Consider the following 25,955-nt stretch of genomic DNA (forward strand, 5'->3'; position numbering starts at 1 on the left):
GGGGGAGTATGAGGAGTGTGAGGAGAATAAATAGTAACTTTTGACCAATGATTAATGACCATTGACCATTGACAAATGAAAATCGCTGATTTAATAGCTTGGTTTGAAGAATGGGCAAATCCAGCTTGGCAAGAAAGCTGGGATAATTGTGGTTGGCAGATTGAACCGGGTGTGTTACAGGAACAAGCAAGGGTTCTAGTTTGTCTGACGCCGACTTTGGCGGTAATGGAGGAAGCGATCGCCTATCAAAAAGCTGGTATCTCTGTAAATCTAATTTTTGCCCACCATCCCCTCATCTTTAATCCGCCAAAGTCTTTGTGCAGTGGGAACCCCATTGCGGAAATGGCGCGGTTAGCTTTTACCCACAATATTGGTATTTACACTGCCCACACTAATTTTGATCAAGTTCAAGATGGTACTGCTGATGTTTTGGCGCAAATCTTGGAACTGGAACAAGTTTCTCCAATAGTACCTACACAAGCAGGTTTGGGTTATGGGCGTGTTGGTGTTTTGCAACCTGCTTTAGTATTGCAGGATTTACTCACAAAAATTCAATCTCGACTAAATCCTCCCTCTCTAATTGTTTCTCCCACAGCAGATTTGCAGCAAAAAATTGACAAAGTAGCGGTCTTAGGGGGTTCGGGAGCAAGTTTTATCTCGGCTGTCGTTAAAACTGGTGCTCAAGTCTATCTCACTTCTGATTGTAAGTTTCATCAGTTTCAAGAAAGCCGCGATCGCGGTCTAATTTTAGTTGATGCTGGTCATTATGCTACCGAACGTCCTGCTTGCGATCGTCTGGTGCATAAGTTCCGTAACTTAAATCTTGATTGGGTACAATTAAGTCAACAAGATGAGGATTTCCGCTTGTTTATTCGATGAACTACGTGTAACCTTATCCGTTCATCACACCCTCAGGATGTATACAATTAAGAGTTTTGAATATTTTAGTAGTTTAATAAAGTCTTTACCATAGCATTAATACTTATTTCTTAGTATTATAAATTACCAAGATAGAAGGAATATATGTCAAATATGGGAAAATTTTAATCAGACTAACATATATAAAACGCCTGTCTTAGAAGCGGCAAGCAATGGGTAGAGAATAGCTGTGATTAAAATCACATCAAAGCTCAACTGCAATCACTTATATTTGCTGATCTGTATCAACTCAATAAAAATGAATTTATTCCACAGTAGAAGAAATAATCGCCAAATTATGCTCTAATCACAATGATCCGCGCACTTATTGAATCTGCCTTTGAAACAGGATATCTTAGTGTTGAATCCGAGGGTCTTCTTCATCAAATGCTGGCGACAAAAAGCTATCAGCCAGAGGATTTAGCCGCCCTTTCAACATTATTAGATGCTGTTCGCGCAGGTCGTATTAAGCGAGAAGCTTCTTCAAATTTGGTCATGGAATGCCCCAAATACTACAAAAGAAACTAATAAACAAAACTCAGGGAAACTCTTAACCTGTAAGCATGAACGACTGTCGCTACAACTGTAAGCCAAGTGCTACAATGCTCTTAAAACGCAAATTAGCACTGTCAACCCGTACTGTAGGATGCTGCCTCATCACCGTAAAGGCTCACTTTATAGCTTTTGACTTTTTATTAATCATTAGTTGTTTAAAAGCATGAAGGTTACTAGAGAATAAGCTAAGATCAATTACGTAGGGATAAAAGTAAAGCCGAGTCCCCAGACTTCCCAGCAATGCCAATGAATACAATTAGGCAACTTCGACAACAGCAACCTAAGCTTGTTTTTGAGTATCTTTTATTACATGATGATACTAAGGACTCACCAGCGAATACTATCGACCTGGTCAGGCCAAATCCTGAATTATGTGACTTCTATGAGGTGAACATTCCCTGGATGCCCTCAACAGGTGGGGTTAAGTTGGTGAAATAAATACAAGCCAACTTTAAATTGATGATCTAAAATTTCCATTGGTTGATAACCACAAGCAAGTCTTGGGTTCGGGTCAAACAGAGCATCTTTAAAAGGGTTAATTTTATCAACTCAAAAAGAATGCTATAAATTGGGGAATAAAACCCAGATGTTAACAGATTTACCTAGATTTAAAAAGGCAGAAGCAGTAGATGCTACACCGCAAGATTTATCAACTGTGTTGCGATGGGCGGGAGGTATGTGTGTTCTTGCGGGACCAGCAACGCTGGATTGAACGCGCCCGCATCATCGATATAGAGGGAGATTTAGTGACCCTACGCTATGAAACAGAAGAAGATGAGGAAATCTGCTCTTGGGAGGAGATGGTTCGCCTTGAAAGTATTGGTGCCATAACCCAGAAATTAGCTTCCGTGCCACGTGGCAATGTTGAACCTCTCTTGACCGAAGACTGTCCAGAAGTAGAACGTATCCGCAATCGTTACACAGACTCTAATCCAGACTAAGGGTCTAGTGGTTAGTGGTTAGTAGACCTACTAACACTAACTACTAACTAATAACTAAGTACTATTGACTATCACTTAGACGCTCAAAAGCCGGACAGTAACCATCAAGGGTTACTTTGAAGTTATATAAAGGGGACGCGGGATTCCAGCACCGTTGTCCCCTTTGATGTCGGCAGGTTCCACAGCAGTCTACATCAGACCACACATAGCGATCGCTACTTTGATTAAGAAGTTCTCGTTGTGACAACCCCCGCAATACGAGTTCTTCTCCCTGCCAACGGGCTTCTATTAAACCTGTATCAGCAAATTGTTGCCAACGGGGGTCGGCTGTAATCGCATCGGGAAGGGCAATCGTTACAACCGTTTCTAGCTCCGTGAGTTCACCTTCATAATTTGTCTCTGGTGCAGCTGGTTGTAAAAATGTTTCACCAATCAGTAATTCTACCAATGTCCCTACTGCTGGAGAATGTACGTGGTAACGATTTTGTAATTCCTCCAAGCTAGTCAAGTCTGCTAAATAGGTAGGAGAAGCATGAACAAAAATGACATGCTGGGGTCGCAAATTATGAATTAGTTGGGTAGTACCAGGGCCATCACTATGTTGGGCAAGTAGATAGCTTTCAACAGTGACAATTCCGGGAAACTGCTCATGATTAATTTTTATGTCAGTTTTTTCTGGTAAGAGAATCAGCCAGGGACCTGTATCGGGTTGCATGTACTGACTCAGGTCAGTTGTAGAGTCGGTGACGATAATACAGGGATACTTACCGACGGTTGCACACTGTTGTGGTTGCAAACGCCGGACACGAGGACGTATCCGTTCATCCCAAAATAAAGGTTGATGACGGGCAAAATTCTGTACTGAGGGCGGAAAATGGGGTAATAACTCTAAGTAGGCATCACAGCCAGTAGCAACAGCACCGTTAACCCAAATATCAAGATCACGACCTGTAAAGTGATGATGGCTGCGTAAAAGCATTAATAGTTCTTGACCCAAGCCTAATGCAGGTGTGGGCATAAGTACAGAATAACGGTCAGCGATCGCTCGATTAATTCTTTCTGCTAGTTGATTTTCTTGGTTGCGACGGTGGGGATGACGAGAAGTACCATAAGTCCCTTCAATAATTAGCACATCTAACTGTAATCCCCGTAATTCTTCTAAACGCAAACCCTCCACTAACCGCGAGTTAGATAAGAAAAAGTCCCCAGTATACAGTAACTTGTAGGTACGCTGTGGCGTAGTGTAGGTAAACAGAATTGCCACAGCACCTGGTAAATGTCCAGCCGGGAATAATTCCACCACCAGACCATCTTTGACTTCTAGTGGTGATCGCAAAGGCAAAGCCTGACAAAATTGTGATAATTCTTGACTATCTTGATCCAGCCAATTTAACGGCAGTAACTTACTAGTTACCTCACTAGCGTAGATGGGTAACAGAGGAAAAGCCTGATGTAGTTTCAGCAAACCCCTAGCATGATCTGGGTGAGCATGACTGACAAAAACAAAGTCAGCAGGCAGAGGCGAACTACCCCGCCGTGCTGACTTCGTAACATCTTTCAGTATAGGTGAAATATCTGCCAAACCACAGTCTAGTAAAAAGCGGTGTGGTCCCATCCGCACTAGCAGACACACACCTTCATCTGTGTGGTTGACACCATAGGGAACACATTCCAATTCACTTGCTACTTCCCCTGAATCCATACGAGAGGATGCTGACAGACGATCGCTCATGCTTTCCTCCCCGTCGAACTCATTTTTATCAATATTTCCAACAAACCAAGAGCTTTTACGAGAATATTTATCACTTTATCTAGGGGCTAATTTCCGAACTTACGCCCCTACTACGTCCTTGGAAAGCGGATTTGCTGTTGGGGAGGAAGTCTTCACAGAACTAAAAGTTATCAGTTATCAGTTGTATCACCTGATTTGAGTCTTCCACTATGGGGAAGGTCAGCACCAAAGCTCGATTACTGTTTACTGATTTAGGAAAACTTAGGTAATCAAGAGTCCTGATCAGACAGATGAGGGGCGATTGCCTTTAATTGTGTTTTTATCAATGTGCAGAGCCATTGCCGTGGTAGTTGTCAGAATCGTAGAACCCGTTTTGAGTGCCAAAGAACAAGCATGATACAGTGAAAATTACTGTAAGTGCGATTAATATTAGCTTTACATCCATTTTGCTTGTTGTCCTCTACTAAAATACTTTCTTCTATTATTGAGTGATTCCACAAGCGAGGGTAATCACAGGACAATCTCTACACCATTTTTATGTTAATTGTACAATGAGTCAATTTACTGCTATCAGTCCGATTGTAGAATTTTTCTTTGAGACTGTCTATCTGTTCGGGGATGGGGTGATGGGGAACTCGGGGGCCCCACGACCGACAGGGAGTGGGGATTAGGGGCAGTGGGGTGATGGGGAGTGTGTAGACGCGGTAGCGGTGAGGGGGTCGCAGCCTTGGCGGTTTCCGTCACGATTGCGAACCCTCGAACCCGGAGGGCTTCCCTCCGGGTGGGGTGTGAGGAGAATAAAAGTGATCAATGACAAACGACCAATGACAATTGACGATTGACAATTGACTATTGACTAATGACTGTTTCCAGGGTGGGGACAAAATTTGGATAGGAGATACTTGCTGCTTCTGCACGCTGGATGGTAGTTTTACCAGTAGCAACTAAAGCAGCGATCGCTAAACTCATGGCGATACGATGATCTGTATAACTATCTACATCTGTTCCTACTAGGGGAGTTCCGCCTGTGATTTCCATTCCATCAGGTAGTTCAGTAACTTTTGCTCCCATCTTATTTAGTTGCTGAGCCATAACAGCAATGCGATCGCTTTCTTTGACGCGTAATTCCGCCGCATCTTTAATGACAGTTGTCCCCGTAGCAAATACTGAGGCTACCGATAAAATTGGGATTTCATCAATTAGCCTGGGTATGATTTCCCCAGCAATTGTGCAACTTTGTAAGCGACTGGAACGCACCCGCAAATCGGCAACTGGTTCACCAGCAACTTCCCGTTCATTCAACCTTTGAATATCTGCCCCCATCATTGCTAAAGCTTCTAAAATGCCTGTACGGGTGGGATTAACGCCGACATTCTCAATGACTAACTCGGAATTGGGTACAATCGCCCCAGCCACTAACCAAAAGGCTGCGGAACTGATATCGCCAGGAACAACTACTGTTTGTCCGACCAGTTGAGTAGGGCCTGTAATTGTGACACTGTGAGTTTGGGGATCAATATCTAATTTTGCCCCAAATGCCTTGAGCATTCTTTCACTATGATCACGGGAAAGGGCTGGTTCAGTCACGGTAGTTTGTCCTTCTGTCAGCAAACCTGCCAGCAAAATACAGGATTTGACTTGAGCAGAAGCAATAGGAGAGTGATAATGAATTGGTTTGAGAGCCTGTCCAGAGATTGCCAAAGGTGCTAAAGAACCATCTTTACGTCCCCAAATTTGCGCCCCCATTTGTTGCAATGGCTTAACCACACGGGACATCGGACGCGTTCGCAAAGAACTATCACCTGTAACAGTAAAAAAGCGTCCTGGATGGGATGCTAATAATCCCAACATCAATCGCATCGTTGTACCTGAATTCCCAGCATTCAACACATCTGTTGGTTCTTGCAAATTGCCCAAACCAATACCTGTAACTGTTACAAGTTCACTATTCAATTCAGAAATTTCTGCCCCCATCGCTTGGAAACAGCTAGCGGTGCTGCAAGGATCTTCACCTAAAAGTAACCCTTTGATTTGGGTTTGACCTTGAGCGATCGCACCCAACATCAAAGCACGATGAGAAATAGATTTATCTCCCGGAATCCGAATTCGACCTTGTAAAGATAATCCAGAAGTGGGCGGCTGAATAAATAATTTTTGTGAAACGTTTTCTTGAGTTTCTACAGTGATCACAGAATGCGACATTGGGATAAACTGACTTGTGACTGCATTGGAAGTTGATCGATAACAAAAGCTTTAACAGTTATCAGTGATCAGTTATCAAGTGATCACTCAATAACTGTTCACTGTTAGCTGATTTAAGCTACTGCTAGTTACTTCCTCGCTAGTATCCTATCGCTTTCCTTAGTATGAAAATTAATCAAATAAGCTCAGAATCTATCTAAGTATAAACAAAATTAATTACACATTCTCTATTCTCTTCCCCGTTCCCTGTTAAGAATTCCCTTTTAGTCAGTAGCGTTTGAATACTTCAGGAAGTCAGGCTTTGCGCTTCTACAACGGGTCTGACTTACTTATAATGTTACCAGCAAGTTTCCCTGAACTGAAAGCGGTTTAAGTACAAGTGTACTGACTTTAATTACAAGACATTGCAACCACGTCAACTGTCAGTTGCGAAAGCTAAATTTAGAAAAAGCCTGATTAAGGCTGCATAGATTGGTATCTTACTTGTTTTAGACCTAATTTGTCCAGTTGATCCAAGTCTAGCTAAACAAGGTTCCATTGCTTACGATTAATTGTCGATCACCTGAATATTGATTTCGTTTTACTCCTTAGCTTTTAGCCTCCATCGCTCCCATGCTTACACATCACCGCAAGCCCGTGTGCTTATCACTTATTTCTACAGATCTGCCACTCTGGTCTGTTGTTGAAACTGCTGCAACGCTGTACCAAAAAGATCGCGATCGCTTTCATCTACTGCTGACAGCACCACCTGTAACCAACAGTAAAGAGGTACTAAATCCCAGTAGTCCCAGGGTCTTATGGCTAGAGATTTCCCCCTATCGAGTCACCATGACCATGCAAGGAAATGCTCAGTTGAGTTATCGGCATTTTTGGGAACGGGGTGTATACGGCATTACCCGATATTGGTTGCCAAATGAGTCCCTACAACCCAATCAACCAATTCGCTTACGTAATTTTACTGCTAACCTAACCCTAAACGGACACCCACTGCCAGAAAATTTACGGGTGGAATATGAGTTATGGGCGGGAAAAGTCCAACTGGGATGCTACATCCTCAATTTGGAAATACATCATTAGATTTCTTGTTTGTTGGTTGTTGGTTGGAACCATCAACCACCAATCAACAATTAACCACCAACATTCACCCAATTAGATGATATCTACTGGGTGAGGTGCGATCGCTGCTGTCAGTTCTACACTGAAAATCTTGCGGAATTTAGGTCAAACTCATGTTCTTGTTGATTTTCAACACTGACAGCAACAACCGGATTCCACATAATTCTCGTCCTGAATCCGAGTTTTGGATTTTACCAAAATATCACCCGCAAGTAAACTGCGGGCTAATAGCACAAACCCACTTAAAGTAGTTTCAAAGATTACTTGTTAAATTCTTAGTGTCTTAGTGTCTTGGTGTTTCAAAAATGATCTTTTTCACCACAAAGACACCAGGACACTAAGAAAAATTTTAAACCAATCCAGAACGCAAGGCTACAACAGCTGCTTGCACGCGATCGTCAACAGATAATTTATTCATGATCCCCCGGACATGAGTTTTTACAGTGTTGGGACTGAGGTAGAGTTTTTCAGCAATCTCTGGGTTGCTATAGCCTTCTACCATCAGTTTCAACACTTCTAATTCGCGTTCAGAAAGATGGGCTACATTGCTTTTGGGGGAAGGTGGTTTAAGATTTTCGATTACTTGTCTAGCAATTTGGGGATCAAGGTAAGTAGCACCTTCCACAGCAGCGGCGATCGCACTTAAGAGTCGCTCTACACTAGCTCCTTTAATACAATATGCATCAGCACCACTAGATAAAGCAGCAATAATTTCCGTTTCTGTTTTATGAGAGGTCAGCATCACCACATGAGTTTTTGGTAATGCAGCTTTGATTTGTTGTGTTGCTGCAATCCCATCTAAACGGGGTAAGCCAATATCCATTACCACTACATCTGGTTTGAGTTTCAATGCTGCTTGTACACCAAAATAGCCATCTTCAGCTTGTCCGACAATTTCCAATTGGGGATGGGCCATCAGCGATTGTTCTAAACCCAATTGCATCATTGGATCATCTTCAACAATCAATACTCGTAATGGTGCAGCATCCGGAGGCAAATTGAATTCATAATTCATAATTCATAATTCATAATTTTTCTACTCTTCTACCCGATATCCGAACTCTGCTAAACGAATGCGCGACTGACGCCATTTTGGTTGCACTTTCACAAATAATTCTAGGTAAACTTTGCCTGCAATTAACTTTTGAATTTGTTCTCTAGCAGCGCTACCAACAGCTTTCAGCATCGAACCACCTTTACCAATAAGAATTCCTTTTTGGGAATCACGTTCGACGTGGATCGTGGCTAGTACGCGGGTAATGGTTGTTGTTTCTTCTAGTTTATCGATGGATATTGCTACAGAATGGGGAATTTCTTCGCGTGTCAACAGCAAAATCTGTTCTCGAATCAATTCACCCATGATAAAGCGTTCTGGTTGGTCAGTAACTAAGTCGGGAGGATAGTAGTAAGGGCCAGGTTCTATATTTTGAATGAGTAATTGTTGTAATTCGCTCAATCCTGTACCTGTTTTGGCAGAAAATTTTACTGTCTGCCATTGATGAGCATTTGCTAACTGCGTGTAACTTTCATCTATGGCCAGAGAATTTGCTGTCTGTTGGTCGATTTTGTTTAAACCCAAAATTATAGGTGTGCTGCTGTGACTCAGTAAATCAGCAATGTAGCGATCGCCTGCACCACAAAAAGTTGTAGCATCAACCACAAACAGCACTACATCCACAGATTCAATTGCTATTTTGGCGTTTTGCACCAGCACTTCGCCCAATTGATGATGAGGTTTATGAATTCCTGGTGTATCTACAAAAATTAATTGTGCCTCTTTTGTGGTTAAGATACCCCGCAATCGATTGCGTGTAGTTTGGGCTACTGGCGATGTAATGGCTATTTTTTGTCCAACTAATTGATTCATTAACGTAGATTTACCGACATTGGGACGGCCGACAATACCGATAAAGCCTGATTTAAAATCAGGAGGAGCCTGTGGGATCATTACTTCCCCTGCCAAAGAGAAGATGTCATTATTACTACTATTCACCTGTGACTCCGATTTACTCTACGTTTGCAAGAAGTAATTTAGTGTGTAGAGACAAAAGAAACATAGAATCACCCTGACGTTTTTAGCTATTGCCTTTGCTTAAGTTGAATCTACTACTAAATATTACTAAATATATTTAACTACCTAAATGCATTTCACACACTAAGTATCAAAACGTTTGCCTAAGACAATGTTAAGAATTACTAACAAAGCTAAACTAAATAGTATCCTATTTCCAACTACCTAAAACTACCTATAGGATAGATATTTATTGATGAATATATATATATTTGTGTATTTTTATCCCGTTTTCTTAATTAATCACTCCCAATACAAACTCTCCTTCATTTACGGCTTGATTTGTTGCAACATCATAAACTAATCCATCTTGTTCAGCATAAATGTTAGTTAATTGAGGTAACTTCCCGGCTTTATTAAAACTCAGAATTTGATAAAGCTTTTCTCCAGCTTTAATTTCACTTCCTAATTCAACTCTCGCTTGAATCATTCCACCTACAGGAGCATAATATTTCTTAATTTGACTTCTGGCTCTAAATGTCATTTTGTGAGATTCACTACTTGCTAGAGGAAAGCCAGCAATTTTAAGTAGTCCTTTGGATGCTAAATAGTTTTTGATTCCTAAAATTCCTTTGGCTACTGAATCAGGATTCATTTGCATACCCATACCTAACTCAAGTGTCCAGGCTTCTACATCAAACTTGATATTTCTTCCTAGTTGTTTTAAATATTTTTCTAATGCTAGCCAAGGCTTAATAAAGGCTTCGTCAAAAGCATCTCCGTCATATTCATCAAGTAAAATGCCAAAATTGAGTAAAAAATATTTAGCGCTTTCCTCTCGATTTGGGAAGTAATAAAGGTAATTTAAACCTTGGTTGGTAGAACTATGTAAATCAATTAAGTAATCAGCATCTAAACTCAGAGATTGTAGTTTGTAGCGAAACTTCTCAGTATAAGGTACGCTACTAGGAGAATTAATTTTTTCTAAAAGTTTATTAAATTTTTGCTGAACTAAGGCAAGATAATTTTGTTTGACGACCTCCGAATTTAAATGAAGTTGAGATTTAGCAAATACAGCTAAATCATCAGCTTCTTTTTCGTAATCCCAAAAGATACGGTTCCAATCTTTGGCTTCATAAAGACAGTATCTCCCGGGAGAAAAGTGATGTATACGTGTATTCGTTCCCATCGGATTACAAACAGGAACTAACCAAATTTCCCCAATTAAATCGGTATCATTTAGTGTCAATAAAAATTCAATTAATTGGTGAATTACTGCATTACCTGCTATTTCTGCACCATGCAGATTAGATTGAATGTAAACTTTTTTGCCTGGATAAGCACCAGTAAATTTATATAATTGCAGTGACAAAAAATCACCAGAAGCCATCTGACGTAGAGGAATTGTAGAAATAGTAGGCTGCATTTTAAGTAAGAGGAAAGAAAGATGGGGTGGTGGGGAGTGTGGGGAAGTATGAGGAGTATGAGGAGTATGAGGAGTATGAGGAGTATGAGGAGTGTGGGGAGTATGAGGAGTAGTAAATAACCATCAACCATCAACCATCAACCAACAACGATCAACCATCAACCACTAACGAACAACTAAATTCTCATTATTCTTTGTGAAGTTGAGATTTTCTTTGTGATAACTTTATGGTTCACTGTCTTGGTGATTTCATCTACTCCTTAACATTTCAATTTCATCAATGCAATCTCAAGTTATCATTCCACCACCCCTCCAACCCGGTGACTTACTACGAGTTATTGCACCTAGTGGTGCTTTGCGAGAACTTAAAGCATTTGAACGGGGAGTAGAAATTTGGCGATCGCGCGGCTACCGAATAGAAATAATACCAGAGATCGATGACAGATGGGGCTATTTAGCAGGTAAAGATGAAACTCGTCGTCACCACCTAGCATTAGCATGGCAAGATCCCGAATGTCGTGGTATTCTCTGCGCTAGAGGCGGTTTCGGTAGTACCCGGATTTTAGAAAATTGGCATTGGGGAGTAGGGACAGTGGGGAGGTGGGGAGAACCGGAGGTGGGGAGAACCGGAGATGGGGAGAGTTTCACTCTAAGTTCTCCTCATCACCCTATCACCCCATCTCCCCAACACCCCATCTCCCCAACTTCTTCTCCCAAGTGGCTGATCGGCTTTTCCGACATAACTGCTTTACTGTGGAGTCTTTATCAGGTGGGAATTTCTGGTGTACACGCGCCTTTGTTAACCACGATCGCTGATGAACCAGAGTGGTCAATTGAACGTTTATTTGATTGGGTGGAAGGACATTCTCTTCCCCCCTTAAAAGGTTGTGGTTGGGGAGGTGGTGTAGCTACTGGTATTTTGCTACCAGCTAATCTGACTGTGGCTACCCATCTTTTGAGTACACCCATCCAACCGGATTTAGATGGTGTCATCCTGGCTTTTGAAGATGTGACAGAAGCACCCTACCGGATTGATAGAATGTTGACGCAGTGGCGCCTGTGTGGTGCTTTATCTAAAGTTTGTGGTATCGCTTTGGGTAGCTTTAGTAAATGTGAAGCGCCAGTGGGTATTCCTAGTTTTACAGTCGAAGAAGTTTTGCGCGATCGCTTGGGTGATTTAGGAATTCCCGTTGTCTCGGATTTACCCTTTGGTCACGAAGCACCAAATGCAGCATTACCAGTGGGTGTACAGGTGATATTAGATGCAGATCAAGGCATATTGGATATTGTCCAATGAACTGTTGTCAAGAGCGATCCAGAAATGGCTTATAATACGCAAGTTATCCTCAAGTCTGCAAATATTTTGAGGAATTCATTGCATGGCTAAACAATATGTATCTACCGCCTATTTACAGCAGCATGACAGCAAGCTGTATGCTATTTTTGCTTGGAGTCAAAGACAAGCAGCAATCATTCCGGCAAAATCATGGTTGACTGTAATGGAGATATTTGTTCACGAACATTCTCTAGAACAAGCCTATCAAATATTTCAAGAAATTAAATTAGCTCCAACTGTTAATCAAGTCATAGATGAAATCAATAAATACGCAGATTTGCTTTCCAATGCCATAGTATTTGTAGCAGATAAACAAATTACAATTTATGGCAAAGGTTTTCGGAGTTTTATCGAAAAAGATATGCAGTTTGAACTTGGTTCTTTAAGCCGAGAAACTTACCAAGTTCTCCCACAATTGTTTGCTTCTTTGCAATTAGAAAATGACCTGGAACAGATTCAAAATATAGAAGACTTTTCTAAATTAGTAGAGAAACTAGAAAATTTAGGTTTATTATCTCCTGCCACAGGCTCTCTTGATTGGGGAGATTTGAAAAAGACGGTTCCTATTTGTCAAGCATTTGGGTTGACAAGGGGAACTCCTGTGGATCGCTACTATCTCCGAAAATTTATTGACGATATTCATCCACAAGTAGTTGGCAATATTTTGGAAGTAGGTGGTACTCCTAAAGATAAAGATTTCTATCAAATGAATCCGGGTAGTTCTTATCGAATTCTCAATTTAGAATCAGGTCCAGGTGTAGATATAGTCGGAGATGTTCACGATGTATCTGTAATCAAACCAAATTCTTTAGATTCAGTGATTATCTTTAATGTTTTAGAACATTGTTATGCACCGTGGATTGCCATTGAAAATATCCATACCTGGCTAAAAGAGGGTGGCAAATGTTTTGCGATGGTTCCAAATGCAATTCGAGTTCATGCTACCCCGGTTGACTATTGGCGACCTTTACCAGATGCTTTTGCTTGGATGTTTAGAAATTTTTCTCAGCAGAAATTATATGTTTACGGCAATCCGATTACTGTCATAGCCAGTTATCATGGTATTGCCGTCGAAGAATTAACCCCCGAAGAACTAGACGCTTTTCATCCAGATTATCCGGTCGCAACTTGTATCGTCGCTGAAAAATAATGAGTAGTATAATTTTCGACTACACGCCCGAAATATCAGTAATTCTATGTACTTACAACCGAGCAAAATATTTAAATAACTGTATTGATAGTGTTATCAATCAAACTTTTACAAATTGGGAGCTGATTGTAGTTGACGACGGTAGTCAAGACAATACTTTTGAGATTGTCAATCTTTATCTTCAGAAGTTCCAAAATATTCGTTATCTGAAACATCAAAATCGCAAGTTAGCCTACTCTAAAAATGCTGGAATTCAAGCATCATTCGGTAAGTACATTACATTTATCGATAGTGATGATACTTATCAACCACATCATTTAGAATCGCGGCTGCAATTCCTGCAAGCTAACCCAGAAATTGATTTGATTCAAGGAGGATTCGCAAGTAATGAAGAAATTTGGGTAGCAGATTATTATCAACCAGGAAAAACAATTAATTTAAGGGAATGTGTCTTAGGGCCTACTTTTTTTGGAAAAAGACGGGTATTTTTTGATTTGCATGGATTTAATAATATCTCCTATGGAGAAGATACAGACTTGTGGGAACGAGCAGAAAAAATCTTTAAAACTTACAAGTTAGCTGAACCGCAAACTTATAACTATACAAGAGCAGAAACGAGTATTACTAAGAGTGTATTAGAAAATATATCCTGATTTATATTTAATGCTGAGCATGAACATAAAATTTGTAATCTCCCAAATTAGAAATTATTTACGCCAGTTTATGAGTTTGGCTTGGCAAATTTCAATTGTGGGAGTTTGCTTATGTTTGTTATTAATTCTATCTAGTTGTCAAGCTACACAAAGTCAAGACAATGGAGTTATTCATCTGACACTCTGGCAGGGGATTAATCCCCCTGTCAATCGAGATGTGTTTCAAAAATTGGTGGATAAATTTAATCAAACTCATCCAAATATTCAAGTAGAATCTATTTATGCTGGTCAGCTTGATCAACAATTGCCAAAAGTCTTAACAGCAGTGGTGGGCAATGTTCCACCTGATATTCTAACGTATTACCCGCAAATTACAGGTCAGTTGGTAGAACTAGGCGCAATTCGACCGTTAGAAGATTGGTTAGAGAAATTGCCCATAAAATCAGAAATTATTCCAAATTTATTTGAAGAATTACAGTTAAAAGGTCACATTTGGTCAGTACCACTATACACCAGCAATATGGGGATTTTTTATCGACCAGACTTATTTAAAGCAGCAGGAATAACTGAACTACCGAAGACTTGGGAAGAATTGCGACAAGTTGCGAAACAATTAACTATAGATCGTAATGGCGACAACCGTCCCGAACAATACGGAATCTTACTACCTTTGGGTAAGGGAGAATGGACTGTATTTAGTTGGTTCCCTTTCCTATTTGCTGCTGGGGGAGAGATTATCAAGAATGACAAACCAGATTTGCTGAACAAAGGAGCGATCACAGCCTTACAATTCTGGCAAGATTTAATTAAAGATGGTTCAGCTAAATTATCGCCCCCAGAACGAGGTTATGAGGAAGATAATTTTACCTCCGGTAAAGTTGCGATGCAGATTACTGGTCCTTGGACTTATATTATGAAGTCTAATGTCGATTTTGATGTATTTCCTATACCTGGGGAAGTTGAGCAAGCTACAGTCACAGGTACTGGAAATATGTTTGTCATGAAAACTACCCCAGAAAGAGAGCAAGCTGCGTTTAAGTTTTTAGAATACGTTTTGAGTGAAGAATTTCAAACTGAGTGGAGTATTGGTACGGGTTTTTTACCAGTGAACATTAAATCTGCTCAAAGTCAAGCTTTTCAAGAATTTATCAGTCAAAAACCAGTGTTAAAAGTGTTTTTAGAGCAAATGTCTGTAGCACGCGCTCGACCAATTATTGCTGGTTATAGCCGTCTTTCTGATAGTCTGGGAAGAGCGATCGAAGCTACTTTGTTGGGCGAATCTCCGCAAAAAGCTTTGAAAACTGCTCAAGAACGTTTGGATATGATTTGGGGGAAGTAGGAGATCGGCGAGTGTGGGGAGATGGGGTGATGGGGCGATGGGGTGATGGGGGAGTGTGAGGAGTGTGAGGAGTGTGAGGAGTGTGGGGAGAATAATATAGTAACTAATTCTCCTTGTCCCCCTTGTCTCCTTAATCTCGATCTCTGATCCCCGGTCTCTTTTCTACTCCCAATCTATCCAACACAAAAGCATACTCAAACGCCAATTCTTTGAGACTTTCGTAACGTCCAGATGCGCCACTGTGTCCTGCACCCATGTTAGTTTTCAGCAGGAGAATATTGTCATCTGTTTTGAGTTCTCGTAGTTTTGCTGTCCATTTTGCAGGTTCCCAATATTTCACACGCGCATCATTTAATCCAGCTGTAATTAACATATCTGGGTAATCTTTAGCCTCGACGTTATCGTAGGGGGAGTATGATTTCATGTAGTCATAATAGACTTTATCGTTGGGATTTCCCCATTCTTCCCATTCCATTGCTGACAAAGGTAGGGAAGTATCCAGGATAGTTGTGACTACATCTACAAAAGGTACATCCGCAACTACTACTTTAAACAAATCTGGGCGCATATTGACTACTGCTCCCATCAATAAACCACCAGCACTACCACCGGAAATAGCAAGCTTATTACTTGTTGTCCACCCTTCGGAGATCAAATATTCTGCACAGGCGATAAAATCTGTGAAGGTATTTTTTTTGTGCAAAAATTTGCCATCTTCATACCATTTGCGCCCCATTTCTCCACCGCCACGCACATGAGCGATCGCAAATACAATTCCCCGATCTAGCAATGACAATCTAGTTGAGGAAAATGATGCTGGGTAACTTGCTCCGTAAGCACCATATCCAGTTAGATACAGAGGATTTTTGCCATCTTTTTTAATTCCCTTTTTATAAACAATAGATATAGGAATTTGTGTACCATCAGGAGCCGGAGCCATCAATTTTTCACTGTTATACTGGGTTCTGTCGTAACCTCCCAAAACTTCTGTTTCTTTTTTCAATTCCCGCTCATTTGTTTCCATATCGTAATCAAATACAGATGGCGGTGTGATTAAAGAAGTGTAGTGTATCCGCAAAGTAGTAGTGTCAAATTCCGGATTACTACCTTCAAAAAAGGAGTAGGTCGGTTCGGGAAAAGTAATATTATGTTCTTCTCCAGTTTTGAGGTTTTGTACCCTACCAATTGGTAATCCATCCTTACGTTCGTAAATCACCAAGTGATTAGCAAACAAACTAATTCCTGATAACATCACATCTTCCCGATGGGGAATCACAGTTTGCCAATTTTCTTTACTTGGTGAATTTACCGGAGTTTTCATTAACTTAAAGTTAATTGCCTGCTCATTTGTGACTATATAAAAATAATCATTGTGATGATCAATTTCGTATTCTACCCCTGTAGTTCGGGGATGAAATAACTGAAAATTTCCGGTAGGATTATTAGCATCTAAATAGTGGACTTCTGAGGTGATTTTGCTCCCCAAGCTCAACAAGATATAAGCTTGGCTGCGAGTTTTGCCCACTGCTAAATAATAAATATCATCCGGTTCGTGATAGATAAGAATATCTTCCTTGACATCTGTTGCTAATGTATGTCGAAACAACTGAAATGGACGATTAGCATCATCTAATTTCGTGTAAAATACTGTTTGATTATCATTCGCCCACGCCAAGGAAAAATAAGTATCAGAGATACTTTCTGGATAGAGTTGACGAGTATTTAAATCTAAGAAAAACAGTGTATATCTTTCAGACCCAGTTGTATCTACCGAATAAGCTAATATTTGATGATTAGGGCTAACTTGTAGTACTCCGATACTAAAAAAATCATGCCCTTGGGCTAGTTCATTTTGGTCTAGCAGTACTTCTTCGGGAGCATCAAGACTACCTTTTTGGCGACAGTAAATTGGATAAGCTTTACCCTCTTCTGTGCGCGAATAATAATAATATTCATCTTTACGATAAGGCACGGAAAGGTCTGTTTCTTTAATCCGAGACAGCATTTCTTCATATAGCTGTTGTTGGAAAGCCTCCGTATGCTGCATCATGGCTTGGGTGTAAGCATTTTCTGCTTCCAGGTAGGCGATCGTTTTTGGATCTTGGTGATCGCGCATCCAAAAGTAATTATCAATCCGCTTGTCGCCGTGTAACTCTAATACCTGCGGTCGTTTTTCCGCAATGGGTGGAGTAACTGTTGTTTGTGAGGAGTCCATTTTGTTCATCTTGTTTCACCTGAGTTTGCTGCAACTACTGGCGTGCAGTGATGCGGCGGGAGTAAATTTTCAACCTGCAAAAGCCAATGGCTGGAATAACTCCTAGAATAATTGCCGTCAATGCTTGTCCACTTAAATACAATATCTGAGCGCGACTGACTTCTGGAATCAGATCTTGTAAAAAAGAAAGTAACCAGACAAAAATACTGATACACAAATACGAAAATGACGGTAGGAAATTCCACCACCAAGCACCTGCTGTCTTCCGTCGCAATACTAACCACTGGAGAAATCCTAGCCAAATTCCCGACAAAACATAGGAGATTGTTGATAAACCTCCAAAAAATATTACATCCTCAAAAGATAAAGTTTTATTCAAGGAGTTAGCTATAGATGAAATATACTCAATCCATGCTGTAGAGACATTATTGGAAGCGAGCCAACCAACACTGGTAGCTAGCATCCACAACCACCATGCAGATAGATAGCGGCGCAAGACAAGTGCTTGATCAGCAGCGAAAATCATCGCAAACACAACACTGCTAATAGATTTTACCCATCCATCCCATGAAGGTTGTTGTTGCAGCAGACCCGGCGAGAGTGTTTGCAGGAGATATTTTTCTATAGCGATACTGGCAATTCCACCTACAACCCATCCGGTGAAAGTCATCAGCGTAAATTGGATAAAAAATTTACGTCGTTGCGATCGCGGTATTAAAAACTTCTTCATCCCTACCAACTTGATAACAAATAAAATTTTTAATTACTTCTGGACTATCAGTTGTGTCAGCAACACGAAGCAAATTATTAAACTGCGATTCTTCTAGTTTTTTATCCCCAGTTTTAATATATTCACAATTATCTAAAGCTGTTTCAATTGCAATCACTAAATCATCTTCTGCTTGACGAATGGCTTTTTGCACCTTCAAAGCCACCTGCGGATTTAATATCTGAGTCATTTAGCCTCCTCTCGAAATACTTGATGAAATTCATTGCAAATTTCCACTTGTCCAAAACCTTCACAGGTGCGATCGCTCTCATTTTCCCTTTCATCAGCCAATGCCTGTCGCATTTGATGCAGCGTACTGAGTTCATCATGACTCAGATTGTGCTTTTTGCCCCAGGTAAAACACCAGACTAGTGCGGTGACAATTCGCGTGCGAGAGTCGTTGTTCATGAATGTTATTTAAGGCAATTAGCGATTAGCAACCACCAGTTAGCAAGTAACTAAGTAATATTTTTATCATTCCGGTATTTACACTATTTCATACTGAGTTTCCAGAAAAAAGGAAAATTTTCAGTATTTTTTTGTTTACGGCTTACTGGGGGTTGCTAGATGTTGCGACCCGTGAAAAGTCAGTTTGTTCTCTTTGTCTTCCTTCCTTTATCCCCAATCCCCAATCCCTAAGTTCCCTGAACAACGGCAAAGCTGGAATGATAAGCTAAACAATGACATAAATAAAGAGTTTAGGATGAGTTGTTAATGGGTATTTCCTCTAATGATCCTCTTCTCCTCAGGGCAGCTCGTGGTGAAGTTGTAGATCGTCCGCCAGTGTGGATGATGCGGCAAGCGGGACGATATATGAAAGCTTATCGGGATTTAAGGGAGAAATACCCTTCGTTTCGTGAACGTTCCGAAATACCAGAAGTGGCGATCGAAGTTTCCCTACAACCTTGGCGGGCTTTTCAACCAGATGGTGTAATTTTATTTTCCGATATCGTCACACCATTGCCTGGTTTGGGCATAGACATGGATATTGCCGAAGGGAAGGGGCCAATTATTCACTCTCCCATCCGCACCCAAGCACAAGTTGACAACTTGCTTCCCCTGGAACCAGAAAAATCTTTGCCGTTTATCAAAACTATATTGCAGGCACTGCGCCAAGAAGTGGGCAATAAATCAACGGTGTTGGGATTTGTAGGTGCGCCGTGGACTCTAGCAGCTTACGCTGTAGAAGGAAAAGGTTCTAAAACCTATTCCATTATTAAAAACATGGCATTTTCTGATCCCACGATTCTACATCAGTTTCTGGGAAAACTTGCAGATGCGATCGCTACCTACGTGCGCTATCAAATTGACTGTGGCGCTCAAGTTGTGCAAATGTTTGATTCTTGGGCAGGCCAATTAAGCCCCCAAGATTACGAAACTTTTGCTTTGCCTTATCAACAAAGAGTTTTCCAGCAAGTTAAGGAAACTCATCCAGATACACCCCTAATTCTATTAGTTAGTGGTAGTGCTGGTTTGCTGGAAAGAATGGCAAAATCCGGTGCCGATGTAATTACTGTAGACTGGACAGTAGACATGGCAGATGCCCGGGCAAGATTGGGCAAACACATGAAAGTGCAAGGAAATCTTGATCCTGGCGTGTTGTTTGGATCTAAGGAATTTATTCGCGATCGCATTCTCGACACCGTTCGCAAAGCTGGTAATTGGGGTCACATTCTTAACCTTGGTCACGGTGTTCTCCCTGAAACCCCAGAAGAAAACGTCGCCTTCTTCTTTGAAACAGCCAAGCAACTTAATGCTGTTAGTTGTTAGGTGTTGGTTGTTAGTTGTTAGTTGTTGGTTGTTGGGTGTTAGTTATGCGGAAACAAATAACCGTCAATAAACAACTATTCCAGTAAAATCCAAACAACAGACAACAAACAACTGACAACAAATTTATGACCAAAAAGCGAATTTTTGTGACCGGTGCAAGTGGCTGTATTGGTCACTATCTCAGTGAAGCATTAATTAAACAAACAGACCACGAGTTATATCTTCTAGTTAGGAACCCAGAGAAATTAAAAATTGATACACAAGTTCGTCCGGATGTCACCGTTTTGCAAGGTGATATGCAACGAATCCAGCATTTTGCCGAATTACTGAAAACAATCGATGTCGCAGTATTGACAGCTACAGCTTGGGGTGGGGCGGCAACTTTTGATATTAATGTTGTCAAAACTCTAGAATTATTGAGTTATTTAGATCCAGCTATCTGTGAACAGGTAATTTATTTTTCGACTGCGAGTGTTCTAGACAGTAACAACCAACCACTCAAAGAAGCCGGAGAACTGGGTACAGATTATATTCGCTCTAAATATGATTGTTTACAGAAAATCGGGAAATTAGCGATCGCGCCCAAAATAACTGAAGTTTTCCCCACCTTAGTTTTGGGTGGCGACGATAATAAACCGTATTCACATATAACACCTGGTATTCTTGAAGTCACAAAATACATAGACTTCATTCGTTTTTTTCAAGCAGACGGTAGTTTTCACTTTATTCATGCCCGAGACATTGCCACAGTCGTACGCTATTTAATAGACAATCCGCCTCAAGAAAATGAAAGCAGGCAATTAGTTTTAGGTCAAGCACCATTAACCGCCAACCAAGCAATAGAAGAAGTATGCGCTTATCTTGGCAAAAAAATTTACTTTCGCATCCCTGTGTCCTTTTCATTAGCTAACTTATTAATAGTCTTGTTTCGTATTCGGATGGCAGCTTGGGATAGATTTTGTATGAGCTATCGGCATTTTACTTATCAAAAATTTGTCAATCCTGATAGTTTTGGCTTACCTAATTACTGTGCCACTATTAGCGACGTTCTACGAATTAGTGATGTGCAAAGTTATCGGTAACTTCTATATTTTCTATATTTTCATCGGTGTGTATCGGTGTGCATCTGTGGTCGAATTTTTTAAGATTGTGGCAAAGTCGTAGAGATAATGATTACGAACACCGATGGACACAGATGGACACAGATGTATACAGATTTGGTTTTTCACTGTTCATTCAAGCCAGAATTCACCATTGATAGCGAAATTTGTTGAAAATTCCAGAGCTTTAAGAAAATTTGCTTAAAGTCGGTCATCACCCTAGCATGGGAAAATCAGTACATATAGAGTTAGAGAGGAAAACCCTATAGTTATGCATTTAAGCGAAATCACCCATCCCAACCAGTTGCACGGTTTATCAATTCGCCAGTTGCAACAAATTGCCCGCCAAATTCGAGATAAGCATCTGCAAACCGTAGCAGCGACTGGGGGGCATTTAGGACCAGGGTTGGGTGTTGTAGAGTTGACTTTAGGTCTATATCAAACACTAGATTTAGACCGTGATAAAGTCATTTGGGATGTTGGACACCAAGCCTATCCCCACAAACTGATTACAGGACGCTACAGTAATTTTCATACCCTGCGGCAAAAAGATGGAATTGCTGGTTACTTAAAACGTAGTGAAAGCAGGTTCGACCACTTCGGCGCAGGACATGCTTCTACTAGTATTTCCGCTGCTTTAGGTATGGCTTTGGCGCGAGATGCTAAAGGAGAAAAATTTAAAGTTGTTGCGATTATTGGTGATGGGGCATTAACTGGTGGTATGGCCTTAGAAGCCATTAATCACGCGGGACATCTTCCTAAAACTAATCTATTAGTTGTCCTGAATGACAACGAAATGTCCATATCTCCCAATGTTGGCGCAATTCCTCGCTACCTCAACAAAATGCGTCTTAGCGGTCCGGTGCAATTTTTCAAAGATAGTTTTGAGGAACAATTTAAGCAGATTCCTTTTGTGGGTGAGTCTCTTTCTCCTGAACTAGGACGCATTAAAGAAGGGATGAAGCGGCTAGCTGTGCCAAAAGTGGGTGCTGTTTTTGAAGAACTTGGCTTTACCTATATGGGGCCAGTAGATGGGCATAATTTAGAAGAATTGATTGCTACTTTTCAACAGGCACATCAAATTACTGGACCTGTGTTAGTGCATGTGGCAACAATAAAAGGCAAAGGTTATGAAATTGCCGAACAAGACCAAGTTGGTTATCATGCCCAATCTCCCTTTAACTTGACTACTGGTAAAGCTATCCCTTCCAGCAAACCGAAACCTCCTGCTTACTCTAAAGTATTTGCCCACACCTTAGTCAAACTTGCCGAACAAAACCCTAAAATTATCGGTATTACTGCCGCAATGGCAACAGGAACAGGTTTAGACAAACTGCAAGCCAAGCTACCTAATCAATATATAGATGTAGGTATTGCTGAACAACATGCCGTCACCCTAGCCGCAGGGTTAGCAGCTGAAGGTATGCGTCCTGTTGCTGCTATCTATTCCACATTCCTGCAACGTGCCTACGACCAAATCATCCACGATGTTTGCATCCAAAACTTACCTGTGTTCTTCTGTATGGATCGTGCAGGAATTGTTGGTGCTGATGGCCCTACCCACCAGGGGATGTACGATATTGCCTACCTGCGCTGTATTCCCAACATGGTACTGATGGCACCCAAAGATGAAGCCGAACTCCAGCGCATGGTCGTTACAGGTGTAAATCATACTACTGGACCGATCGCTATGCGTTTCCCTCGTGGTAATGGCTATGGTGTCCCCTTGATGGAAGAAGGTTGGGAACCCTTGGAAATAGGTAAAGCCGAAATTCTCCGTCATGGAGATGATTTACTCATCTTGGGCTACGGCACAATGGTACATCCAGCCATGCAAGTTGCAGAAATTCTGAGTGAACACGGAATTGAAACTACTGTGATCAATGCCCGTTTTGCTAAGCCCCTGGATACAGAATTAATTTTCCCTCTTGCACAAAAAATAGGACGTGTTGTTACCTTGGAAGAAGGCTGTGTGATGGGTGGCTTTGGTTCGGCAGTTGCAGAAGCACTGTTAGATGCTGATATTGTGGTGCCTATCAAGCGGATTGGTGTACCAGATGTGTTAGTTGAACACGCAGAACCAAATCAATCTAAAGCGGAATTAGGTTTAACAAGTCCACAAATTGCTGAAAAGGTTTTACAAGCTTTCTTTAATCAGCAAAAATCCGCAGTTATGTAATAAAATTAACCCCAAAAGCACAAACAAGGAAGGGGAAAGGAGATGCAAAACAGAGGAACTGGGAAACACAAAATACGCATCGGATGCGGAGAATAACCAATGTCCGATCCCCAATCCCCTGTTCCCTATTTCCTATTCCCTGTTCCGTGTTTCCTCATAACCTTCAAAGAACATGATGTTTCAAACTAACCAAGTATACCCTATCATCTGGCACAACGACTCAGTTTCGCTGATTGACCAAACGCGTTTGCCAAATGAGTATGCATTTGTAGAAATTAGTCGCAGTGAAGATATGGCAGTTGCCATCAAAACCATGATTGTCCGGGGTGCGCCTGCTATTGGTGTTGCTGCTGCCTATGGTATTTATCTTGGTGCGAGAGAAATTGATACAGACAACCGGGATGAGTTTTTGCAGGACTTGGAAAATGTCGCCCAAATGCTGCGTTCTACCCGCCCCACAGCAGTCAATTTGTTTTGGGCAATATCCAGGATGATGAAAGTAGCCTATGAAACGATTGGCACAGTAGACGAGATTAAAAAAGCTCTTTTCCAAACTGCCCAAGCCATTAATGCTGAGGATTTACAAACCTGCCAAGATATAGGTGACAATGGCTTAAAAGCCCTACCTACTCAACCAGGACAACTAACCCTACTCACCCACTGTAATGCTGGCGCATTAGCAACCGCAGGTTACGGTACAGCTTTGGGTGTAGTGCGTTCTGCCTGGCGAGAAGGACGCTTAGCACGCTTGTTTGCCGATGAAACCAGACCCAGATTGCAAGGTGCAAAACTCACTGCTTGGGAATGTGTACAAGAAGGCATCCCAGTTACGGTAATTACTGATAGCATGGCTGCCCACTGCATGAAACAAGGTTTAATTCATGCCGTAGTTGTGGGTGCTGACAGAATTGCCGCCAATGGAGATACAGCAAATAAAATTGGTACGTATAGTTTAGCACTAGTATCCAAAGCACATAACATTCCTTTCTTTGTTGCCGCACCCCTTTCTACTGTGGATTTTGACTTAGCTGATGGTAGTCAAATCCCCATTGAAGAGCGCCATCCAGGAGAAATATACCAAATTGGTGATACTATTTTGACACCGGAGGGTGTGGAATTCTACAATCCCGCTTTTGATGTTACCCCAGCAGAATTAATTACAGCCATCATTACCGAGAATGGTGTGTTTGCCCCCAGTGAGTTAAAACAGCAAGAAGCAAGAAAAGCAGCTTAATAGAAGAGGAGACTTATGAATAGCAAAAGTATGGTCAGGATTTAATCACAACAAATGCGATCGCTTGCTTATGAAGATCAAATGCAAAGCCCACTGGAAGCGACATCTACTGAAAACAAGTGTAATTATCATTACAACTACTGGATTACTGAGTGGATTAAAATCGACCATTGCTCAAGTTCCAGCCAATAACCTTGGTCAACAACTCCTGCAACAAACAACTCAATGTATCAGGAGTAAATTACCCGACAGTTCTCCATCTAATTTAGAAGCTTTGCAAACAGCTTCCATGCAATGCGTCTTGCAGGTAGCAATGTTAGCAGAAGATGGGAGCATTCGTTCTGATGCAAGCGATCGCATTACCGCTTTAGTTGCAGCTACCGGAGTCAGCCTTCCTCAACCTGTTAGTCAAGGACAAGCCAACATCCCACTCAAATTACTTCCTAACACCAATGTTTTTACTCTGCCAGTTCAAATTGGTGGACAAAGCAAAACCTTTCTTTTAGATACAGGTGCTTCTGCTTCTATTATTAACAGTCAAACAGCTACCCAATTAAACCTTCAGGGTACACCTATTCCTAACGACTTCATGAAATATGTAGTAGTAGGAAATGACTGTTCAAAAGTACAAGCTAGTTTCCATAAATTACCACCTGTGGCCGTAAATGCAGCTAAAGTTCAAGGTTTATTTGCCATAGGCATGAGTCAAAATTCAATTCCAGTCAATACATCTGGAGTTTTGGGTTTAGATTTTTTAACCAATTTTGATGTTGTGATTAATCCTAAAAAATTGCAACTGCAACTTTTACCACCTTCACCACCAGTGACAGGGGCAATTCCCCTACAAGGCAAACTAGGCAATATGATTGCCCAAGCCAAAATCAACGGTCAAGGGCCTTTTAACTTCCTATTAGATACAGGCGCTGAAACAACAGTTATATCCAAATCATTAGCTACAAAACTAAAAATTGACCAAACTAAACTAACCAAAACAGAAGTAAGTGGATTTTGTGGAACAGAAAAAGCTCAAAAAATTAAGTTATCACAACTAAATTTACAGCAACATCAAGCCACTCAAATCGATGCAGTAATTTTGGAAAGCGATAATATTTTTAAAGTCTTAGGAATTCAAGGTATTATTGGTCAAAACTTTCTCAATAGATATCAACAACATTGGCGTTTTGGCAAACGTAATCCCCTTGGCTACACAGAATCAGGCAGCTTAGTATTAACACCTTTATCAAACAAATAGCCAGACAATTTTGGATTTTAGATTTTAGATTTTGGATTAACTCCAAAACCATCCGTG

Annotated in this window: 21 protein-coding genes and 1 pseudogene; 13 read left to right on the plus strand and 9 right to left on the minus strand. The window is 41.0% G+C overall.

Translation table 11 applies throughout. The features are described from left to right. The first annotated feature begins 75 nt into the window (after positions 1–75). From UYK_RS0103000 to UYK_RS0103015, 3 genes are all read left to right on the plus strand, one after another. The gene (locus UYK_RS0103000) at positions 76–879 is read left to right on the plus strand and encodes a Nif3-like dinuclear metal center hexameric protein (RefSeq protein ID WP_009457739.1); all 804 of its coding nucleotides are present in this window, start codon (positions 76–78) and stop codon (positions 877–879) included. A 351-nt stretch (positions 880–1,230) separates the two neighbouring features. After that, a complete protein-coding gene (locus tag UYK_RS0103005) occupies positions 1,231–1,446 on the plus strand; it encodes a hypothetical protein (protein WP_009457737.1) in 216 nt (71 codons plus the stop codon). Between the two features lie 656 nt (positions 1,447–2,102). Further along, positions 2,103–2,414 carry a DUF6679 family protein gene (locus UYK_RS0103015; protein WP_016868657.1) on the plus strand — a complete coding sequence of 104 codons (312 nt, stop codon included), beginning with the start codon at positions 2,103–2,105 and terminating at the stop codon, positions 2,412–2,414. A gap of 61 nt (positions 2,415–2,475) precedes the next feature. On the opposite strand, the gene UYK_RS0103020 is transcribed toward UYK_RS0103015, so the two are convergent. Further along, positions 2,476–4,146 (minus strand): MBL fold metallo-hydrolase, encoded by a 1,671-nt coding sequence (locus UYK_RS0103020; RefSeq protein ID WP_009457731.1) that lies wholly within the window; start codon positions 4,144–4,146, stop codon positions 2,476–2,478. Positions 4,147–4,995: 849 nt separating this feature from the next. Further along, the gene (gene aroA / locus UYK_RS0103025; RefSeq protein ID WP_009457729.1) at positions 4,996–6,348 is read right to left on the minus strand and encodes a 3-phosphoshikimate 1-carboxyvinyltransferase; all 1,353 of its coding nucleotides are present in this window, start codon (positions 6,346–6,348) and stop codon (positions 4,996–4,998) included. A 612-nt stretch (positions 6,349–6,960) separates the two neighbouring features. On the opposite strand from aroA, the gene UYK_RS0103030 reads away from it, so the two are divergent. Further along, the gene (locus UYK_RS0103030) at positions 6,961–7,425 is read left to right on the plus strand and encodes a hypothetical protein (protein ID WP_009457727.1); all 465 of its coding nucleotides are present in this window, start codon (positions 6,961–6,963) and stop codon (positions 7,423–7,425) included. 388 nt (positions 7,426–7,813) lie between these two features. Here UYK_RS0103030 and UYK_RS0103035 read toward each other — a convergent pair whose 3' ends face one another. The 3 genes from UYK_RS0103035 to UYK_RS0103045 form a co-directional block, all read right to left on the minus strand. After that, positions 7,814–8,479 carry a response regulator gene (locus UYK_RS0103035; RefSeq protein WP_009457719.1) on the minus strand — a complete coding sequence of 222 codons (666 nt, stop codon included), beginning with the start codon at positions 8,477–8,479 and terminating at the stop codon, positions 7,814–7,816. A gap of 21 nt (positions 8,480–8,500) precedes the next feature. Beyond that, entirely contained in the window at positions 8,501–9,412 is a 912-nt protein-coding gene (gene era, locus UYK_RS0103040; RefSeq protein WP_016870884.1) for a GTPase Era, read from the minus strand. A gap of 358 nt (positions 9,413–9,770) precedes the next feature. Further along, positions 9,771–10,901, minus strand: coding sequence for a succinylglutamate desuccinylase/aspartoacylase family protein (locus tag UYK_RS0103045; protein ID WP_009457715.1), 1,131 nt, complete (start codon positions 10,899–10,901; stop codon positions 9,771–9,773). Positions 10,902–11,181: 280 nt separating this feature from the next. Between UYK_RS0103045 and UYK_RS0103055 the strand changes: the two genes are divergently transcribed. From UYK_RS0103055 to UYK_RS0103070, 4 genes are all read left to right on the plus strand, one after another. After that, entirely contained in the window at positions 11,182–12,198 is a 1,017-nt protein-coding gene (locus UYK_RS0103055) for a S66 peptidase family protein (RefSeq protein WP_009457713.1), read from the plus strand. Positions 12,199–12,280: 82 nt separating this feature from the next. Further along, entirely contained in the window at positions 12,281–13,387 is a 1,107-nt protein-coding gene (locus UYK_RS0103060) for a class I SAM-dependent methyltransferase (protein ID WP_009457711.1), read from the plus strand. After that, positions 13,387–14,040, plus strand: coding sequence for a glycosyltransferase family 2 protein (locus tag UYK_RS0103065; RefSeq protein ID WP_009457706.1), 654 nt, complete (start codon positions 13,387–13,389; stop codon positions 14,038–14,040). The genes UYK_RS0103060 and UYK_RS0103065 overlap by 1 nt, the downstream gene beginning before the upstream one ends. A 19-nt stretch (positions 14,041–14,059) precedes the next feature. After that, positions 14,060–15,379, plus strand: coding sequence for an ABC transporter substrate-binding protein (locus UYK_RS0103070; protein WP_016870886.1), 1,320 nt, complete (start codon positions 14,060–14,062; stop codon positions 15,377–15,379). Between the two features lie 130 nt (positions 15,380–15,509). Here UYK_RS0103070 and UYK_RS0103075 read toward each other — a convergent pair whose 3' ends face one another. The 4 genes and pseudogenes from UYK_RS0103075 to UYK_RS0103090 all read right to left on the minus strand — a co-directional run bounded on the left by UYK_RS0103075 (position 15,510) and on the right by UYK_RS0103090 (position 18,771). Continuing rightward, a complete protein-coding gene (locus UYK_RS0103075; protein WP_016870887.1) occupies positions 15,510–17,603 on the minus strand; it encodes a S9 family peptidase in 2,094 nt (697 codons plus the stop codon). Between the two features lie 25 nt (positions 17,604–17,628). Next, positions 17,629–18,264: a hypothetical protein gene (locus UYK_RS0103080; RefSeq protein ID WP_016870888.1), complete on the minus strand. Its 636-nt coding sequence runs from the start codon at positions 18,262–18,264 to the stop codon at positions 17,629–17,631. Between the two features lie 52 nt (positions 18,265–18,316). Then, positions 18,317–18,553 (minus strand): annotated as a pseudogene (locus tag UYK_RS0103085) (hypothetical protein); the annotation flags it as partial. Then, entirely contained in the window at positions 18,550–18,771 is a 222-nt protein-coding gene (locus tag UYK_RS0103090) for a hypothetical protein (protein WP_009457701.1), read from the minus strand. The gene UYK_RS0103090 and the pseudogene UYK_RS0103085, both read right to left, overlap by 4 nt. A gap of 306 nt (positions 18,772–19,077) precedes the next feature. Here UYK_RS0103090 and hemE point away from each other — a divergent pair, with 306 nt between their 5' ends. The 5 genes from hemE (at position 19,078) to UYK_RS0103115 (ending at position 25,898) form a co-directional block, all read left to right on the plus strand. Further along, entirely contained in the window at positions 19,078–20,133 is a 1,056-nt protein-coding gene (hemE, locus tag UYK_RS0103095) for a uroporphyrinogen decarboxylase (protein WP_009457700.1), read from the plus strand. A gap of 125 nt (positions 20,134–20,258) precedes the next feature. Then, the gene (locus UYK_RS0103100) at positions 20,259–21,215 is read left to right on the plus strand and encodes an NAD-dependent epimerase/dehydratase family protein (protein WP_016870889.1); all 957 of its coding nucleotides are present in this window, start codon (positions 20,259–20,261) and stop codon (positions 21,213–21,215) included. A gap of 289 nt (positions 21,216–21,504) precedes the next feature. Then, a complete protein-coding gene (gene dxs, locus UYK_RS0103105) occupies positions 21,505–23,412 on the plus strand; it encodes a 1-deoxy-D-xylulose-5-phosphate synthase (RefSeq protein ID WP_009457698.1) in 1,908 nt (635 codons plus the stop codon). A 175-nt stretch (positions 23,413–23,587) separates the two neighbouring features. Further along, positions 23,588–24,646 carry an S-methyl-5-thioribose-1-phosphate isomerase gene (gene mtnA, locus UYK_RS0103110; protein ID WP_016870890.1) on the plus strand — a complete coding sequence of 353 codons (1,059 nt, stop codon included), beginning with the start codon at positions 23,588–23,590 and terminating at the stop codon, positions 24,644–24,646. 70 nt (positions 24,647–24,716) lie between these two features. Beyond that, positions 24,717–25,898 carry a retropepsin-like aspartic protease gene (locus UYK_RS0103115; protein WP_009457692.1) on the plus strand — a complete coding sequence of 394 codons (1,182 nt, stop codon included), beginning with the start codon at positions 24,717–24,719 and terminating at the stop codon, positions 25,896–25,898. The last annotated feature ends 57 nt before the right edge of the window (positions 25,899–25,955 follow it).

This window comes from Fischerella thermalis PCC 7521, assembly GCF_000317225.1.
GTDB classification, from domain to species: Bacteria; Cyanobacteriota; Cyanobacteriia; order Cyanobacteriales; family Nostocaceae; genus Fischerella; species Fischerella thermalis.

Bases quoted from the DNA above. Each gene is read 5' to 3' on its own strand.
- UYK_RS0103000 (WP_009457739.1), top strand. From the start codon at position 76: ATGAAAATCGCTGATTTAATAGCTTGGTTTGAAGAATGGGCAAATCCA.
- UYK_RS0103005 (WP_009457737.1), top strand. From the start codon at position 1,231: ATGATCCGCGCACTTATTGAATCTGCCTTTGAAACAGGATATCTTAGT.
- UYK_RS0103015 (WP_016868657.1), top strand. From the start codon at position 2,103: ATGCTACACCGCAAGATTTATCAACTGTGTTGCGATGGGCGGGAGGTA.
- UYK_RS0103020 (WP_009457731.1), bottom strand. From the start codon at position 4,146: ATGAGCGATCGTCTGTCAGCATCCTCTCGTATGGATTCAGGGGAAGTA.
- aroA (WP_009457729.1), bottom strand. From the start codon at position 6,348: ATGTCGCATTCTGTGATCACTGTAGAAACTCAAGAAAACGTTTCACAA.
- UYK_RS0103030 (WP_009457727.1), top strand. From the start codon at position 6,961: ATGCTTACACATCACCGCAAGCCCGTGTGCTTATCACTTATTTCTACA.
- UYK_RS0103035 (WP_009457719.1), bottom strand. From the start codon at position 8,479: ATGAATTATGAATTCAATTTGCCTCCGGATGCTGCACCATTACGAGTA.
- era (WP_016870884.1), bottom strand. From the start codon at position 9,412: ATGATCCCACAGGCTCCTCCTGATTTTAAATCAGGCTTTATCGGTATT.
- UYK_RS0103045 (WP_009457715.1), bottom strand. From the start codon at position 10,901: ATGCAGCCTACTATTTCTACAATTCCTCTACGTCAGATGGCTTCTGGT.
- UYK_RS0103055 (WP_009457713.1), top strand. From the start codon at position 11,182: ATGCAATCTCAAGTTATCATTCCACCACCCCTCCAACCCGGTGACTTA.
- UYK_RS0103060 (WP_009457711.1), top strand. From the start codon at position 12,281: ATGGCTAAACAATATGTATCTACCGCCTATTTACAGCAGCATGACAGC.
- UYK_RS0103065 (WP_009457706.1), top strand. From the start codon at position 13,387: ATGAGTAGTATAATTTTCGACTACACGCCCGAAATATCAGTAATTCTA.
- UYK_RS0103070 (WP_016870886.1), top strand. From the start codon at position 14,060: ATGAACATAAAATTTGTAATCTCCCAAATTAGAAATTATTTACGCCAG.
- UYK_RS0103075 (WP_016870887.1), bottom strand. From the start codon at position 17,603: ATGAACAAAATGGACTCCTCACAAACAACAGTTACTCCACCCATTGCG.
- UYK_RS0103080 (WP_016870888.1), bottom strand. From the start codon at position 18,264: ATGACTTTCACCGGATGGGTTGTAGGTGGAATTGCCAGTATCGCTATA.
- UYK_RS0103090 (WP_009457701.1), bottom strand. From the start codon at position 18,771: ATGAACAACGACTCTCGCACGCGAATTGTCACCGCACTAGTCTGGTGT.
- hemE (WP_009457700.1), top strand. From the start codon at position 19,078: ATGGGTATTTCCTCTAATGATCCTCTTCTCCTCAGGGCAGCTCGTGGT.
- UYK_RS0103100 (WP_016870889.1), top strand. From the start codon at position 20,259: ATGACCAAAAAGCGAATTTTTGTGACCGGTGCAAGTGGCTGTATTGGT.
- dxs (WP_009457698.1), top strand. From the start codon at position 21,505: ATGCATTTAAGCGAAATCACCCATCCCAACCAGTTGCACGGTTTATCA.
- mtnA (WP_016870890.1), top strand. From the start codon at position 23,588: ATGTTTCAAACTAACCAAGTATACCCTATCATCTGGCACAACGACTCA.
- UYK_RS0103115 (WP_009457692.1), top strand. From the start codon at position 24,717: ATGAAGATCAAATGCAAAGCCCACTGGAAGCGACATCTACTGAAAACA.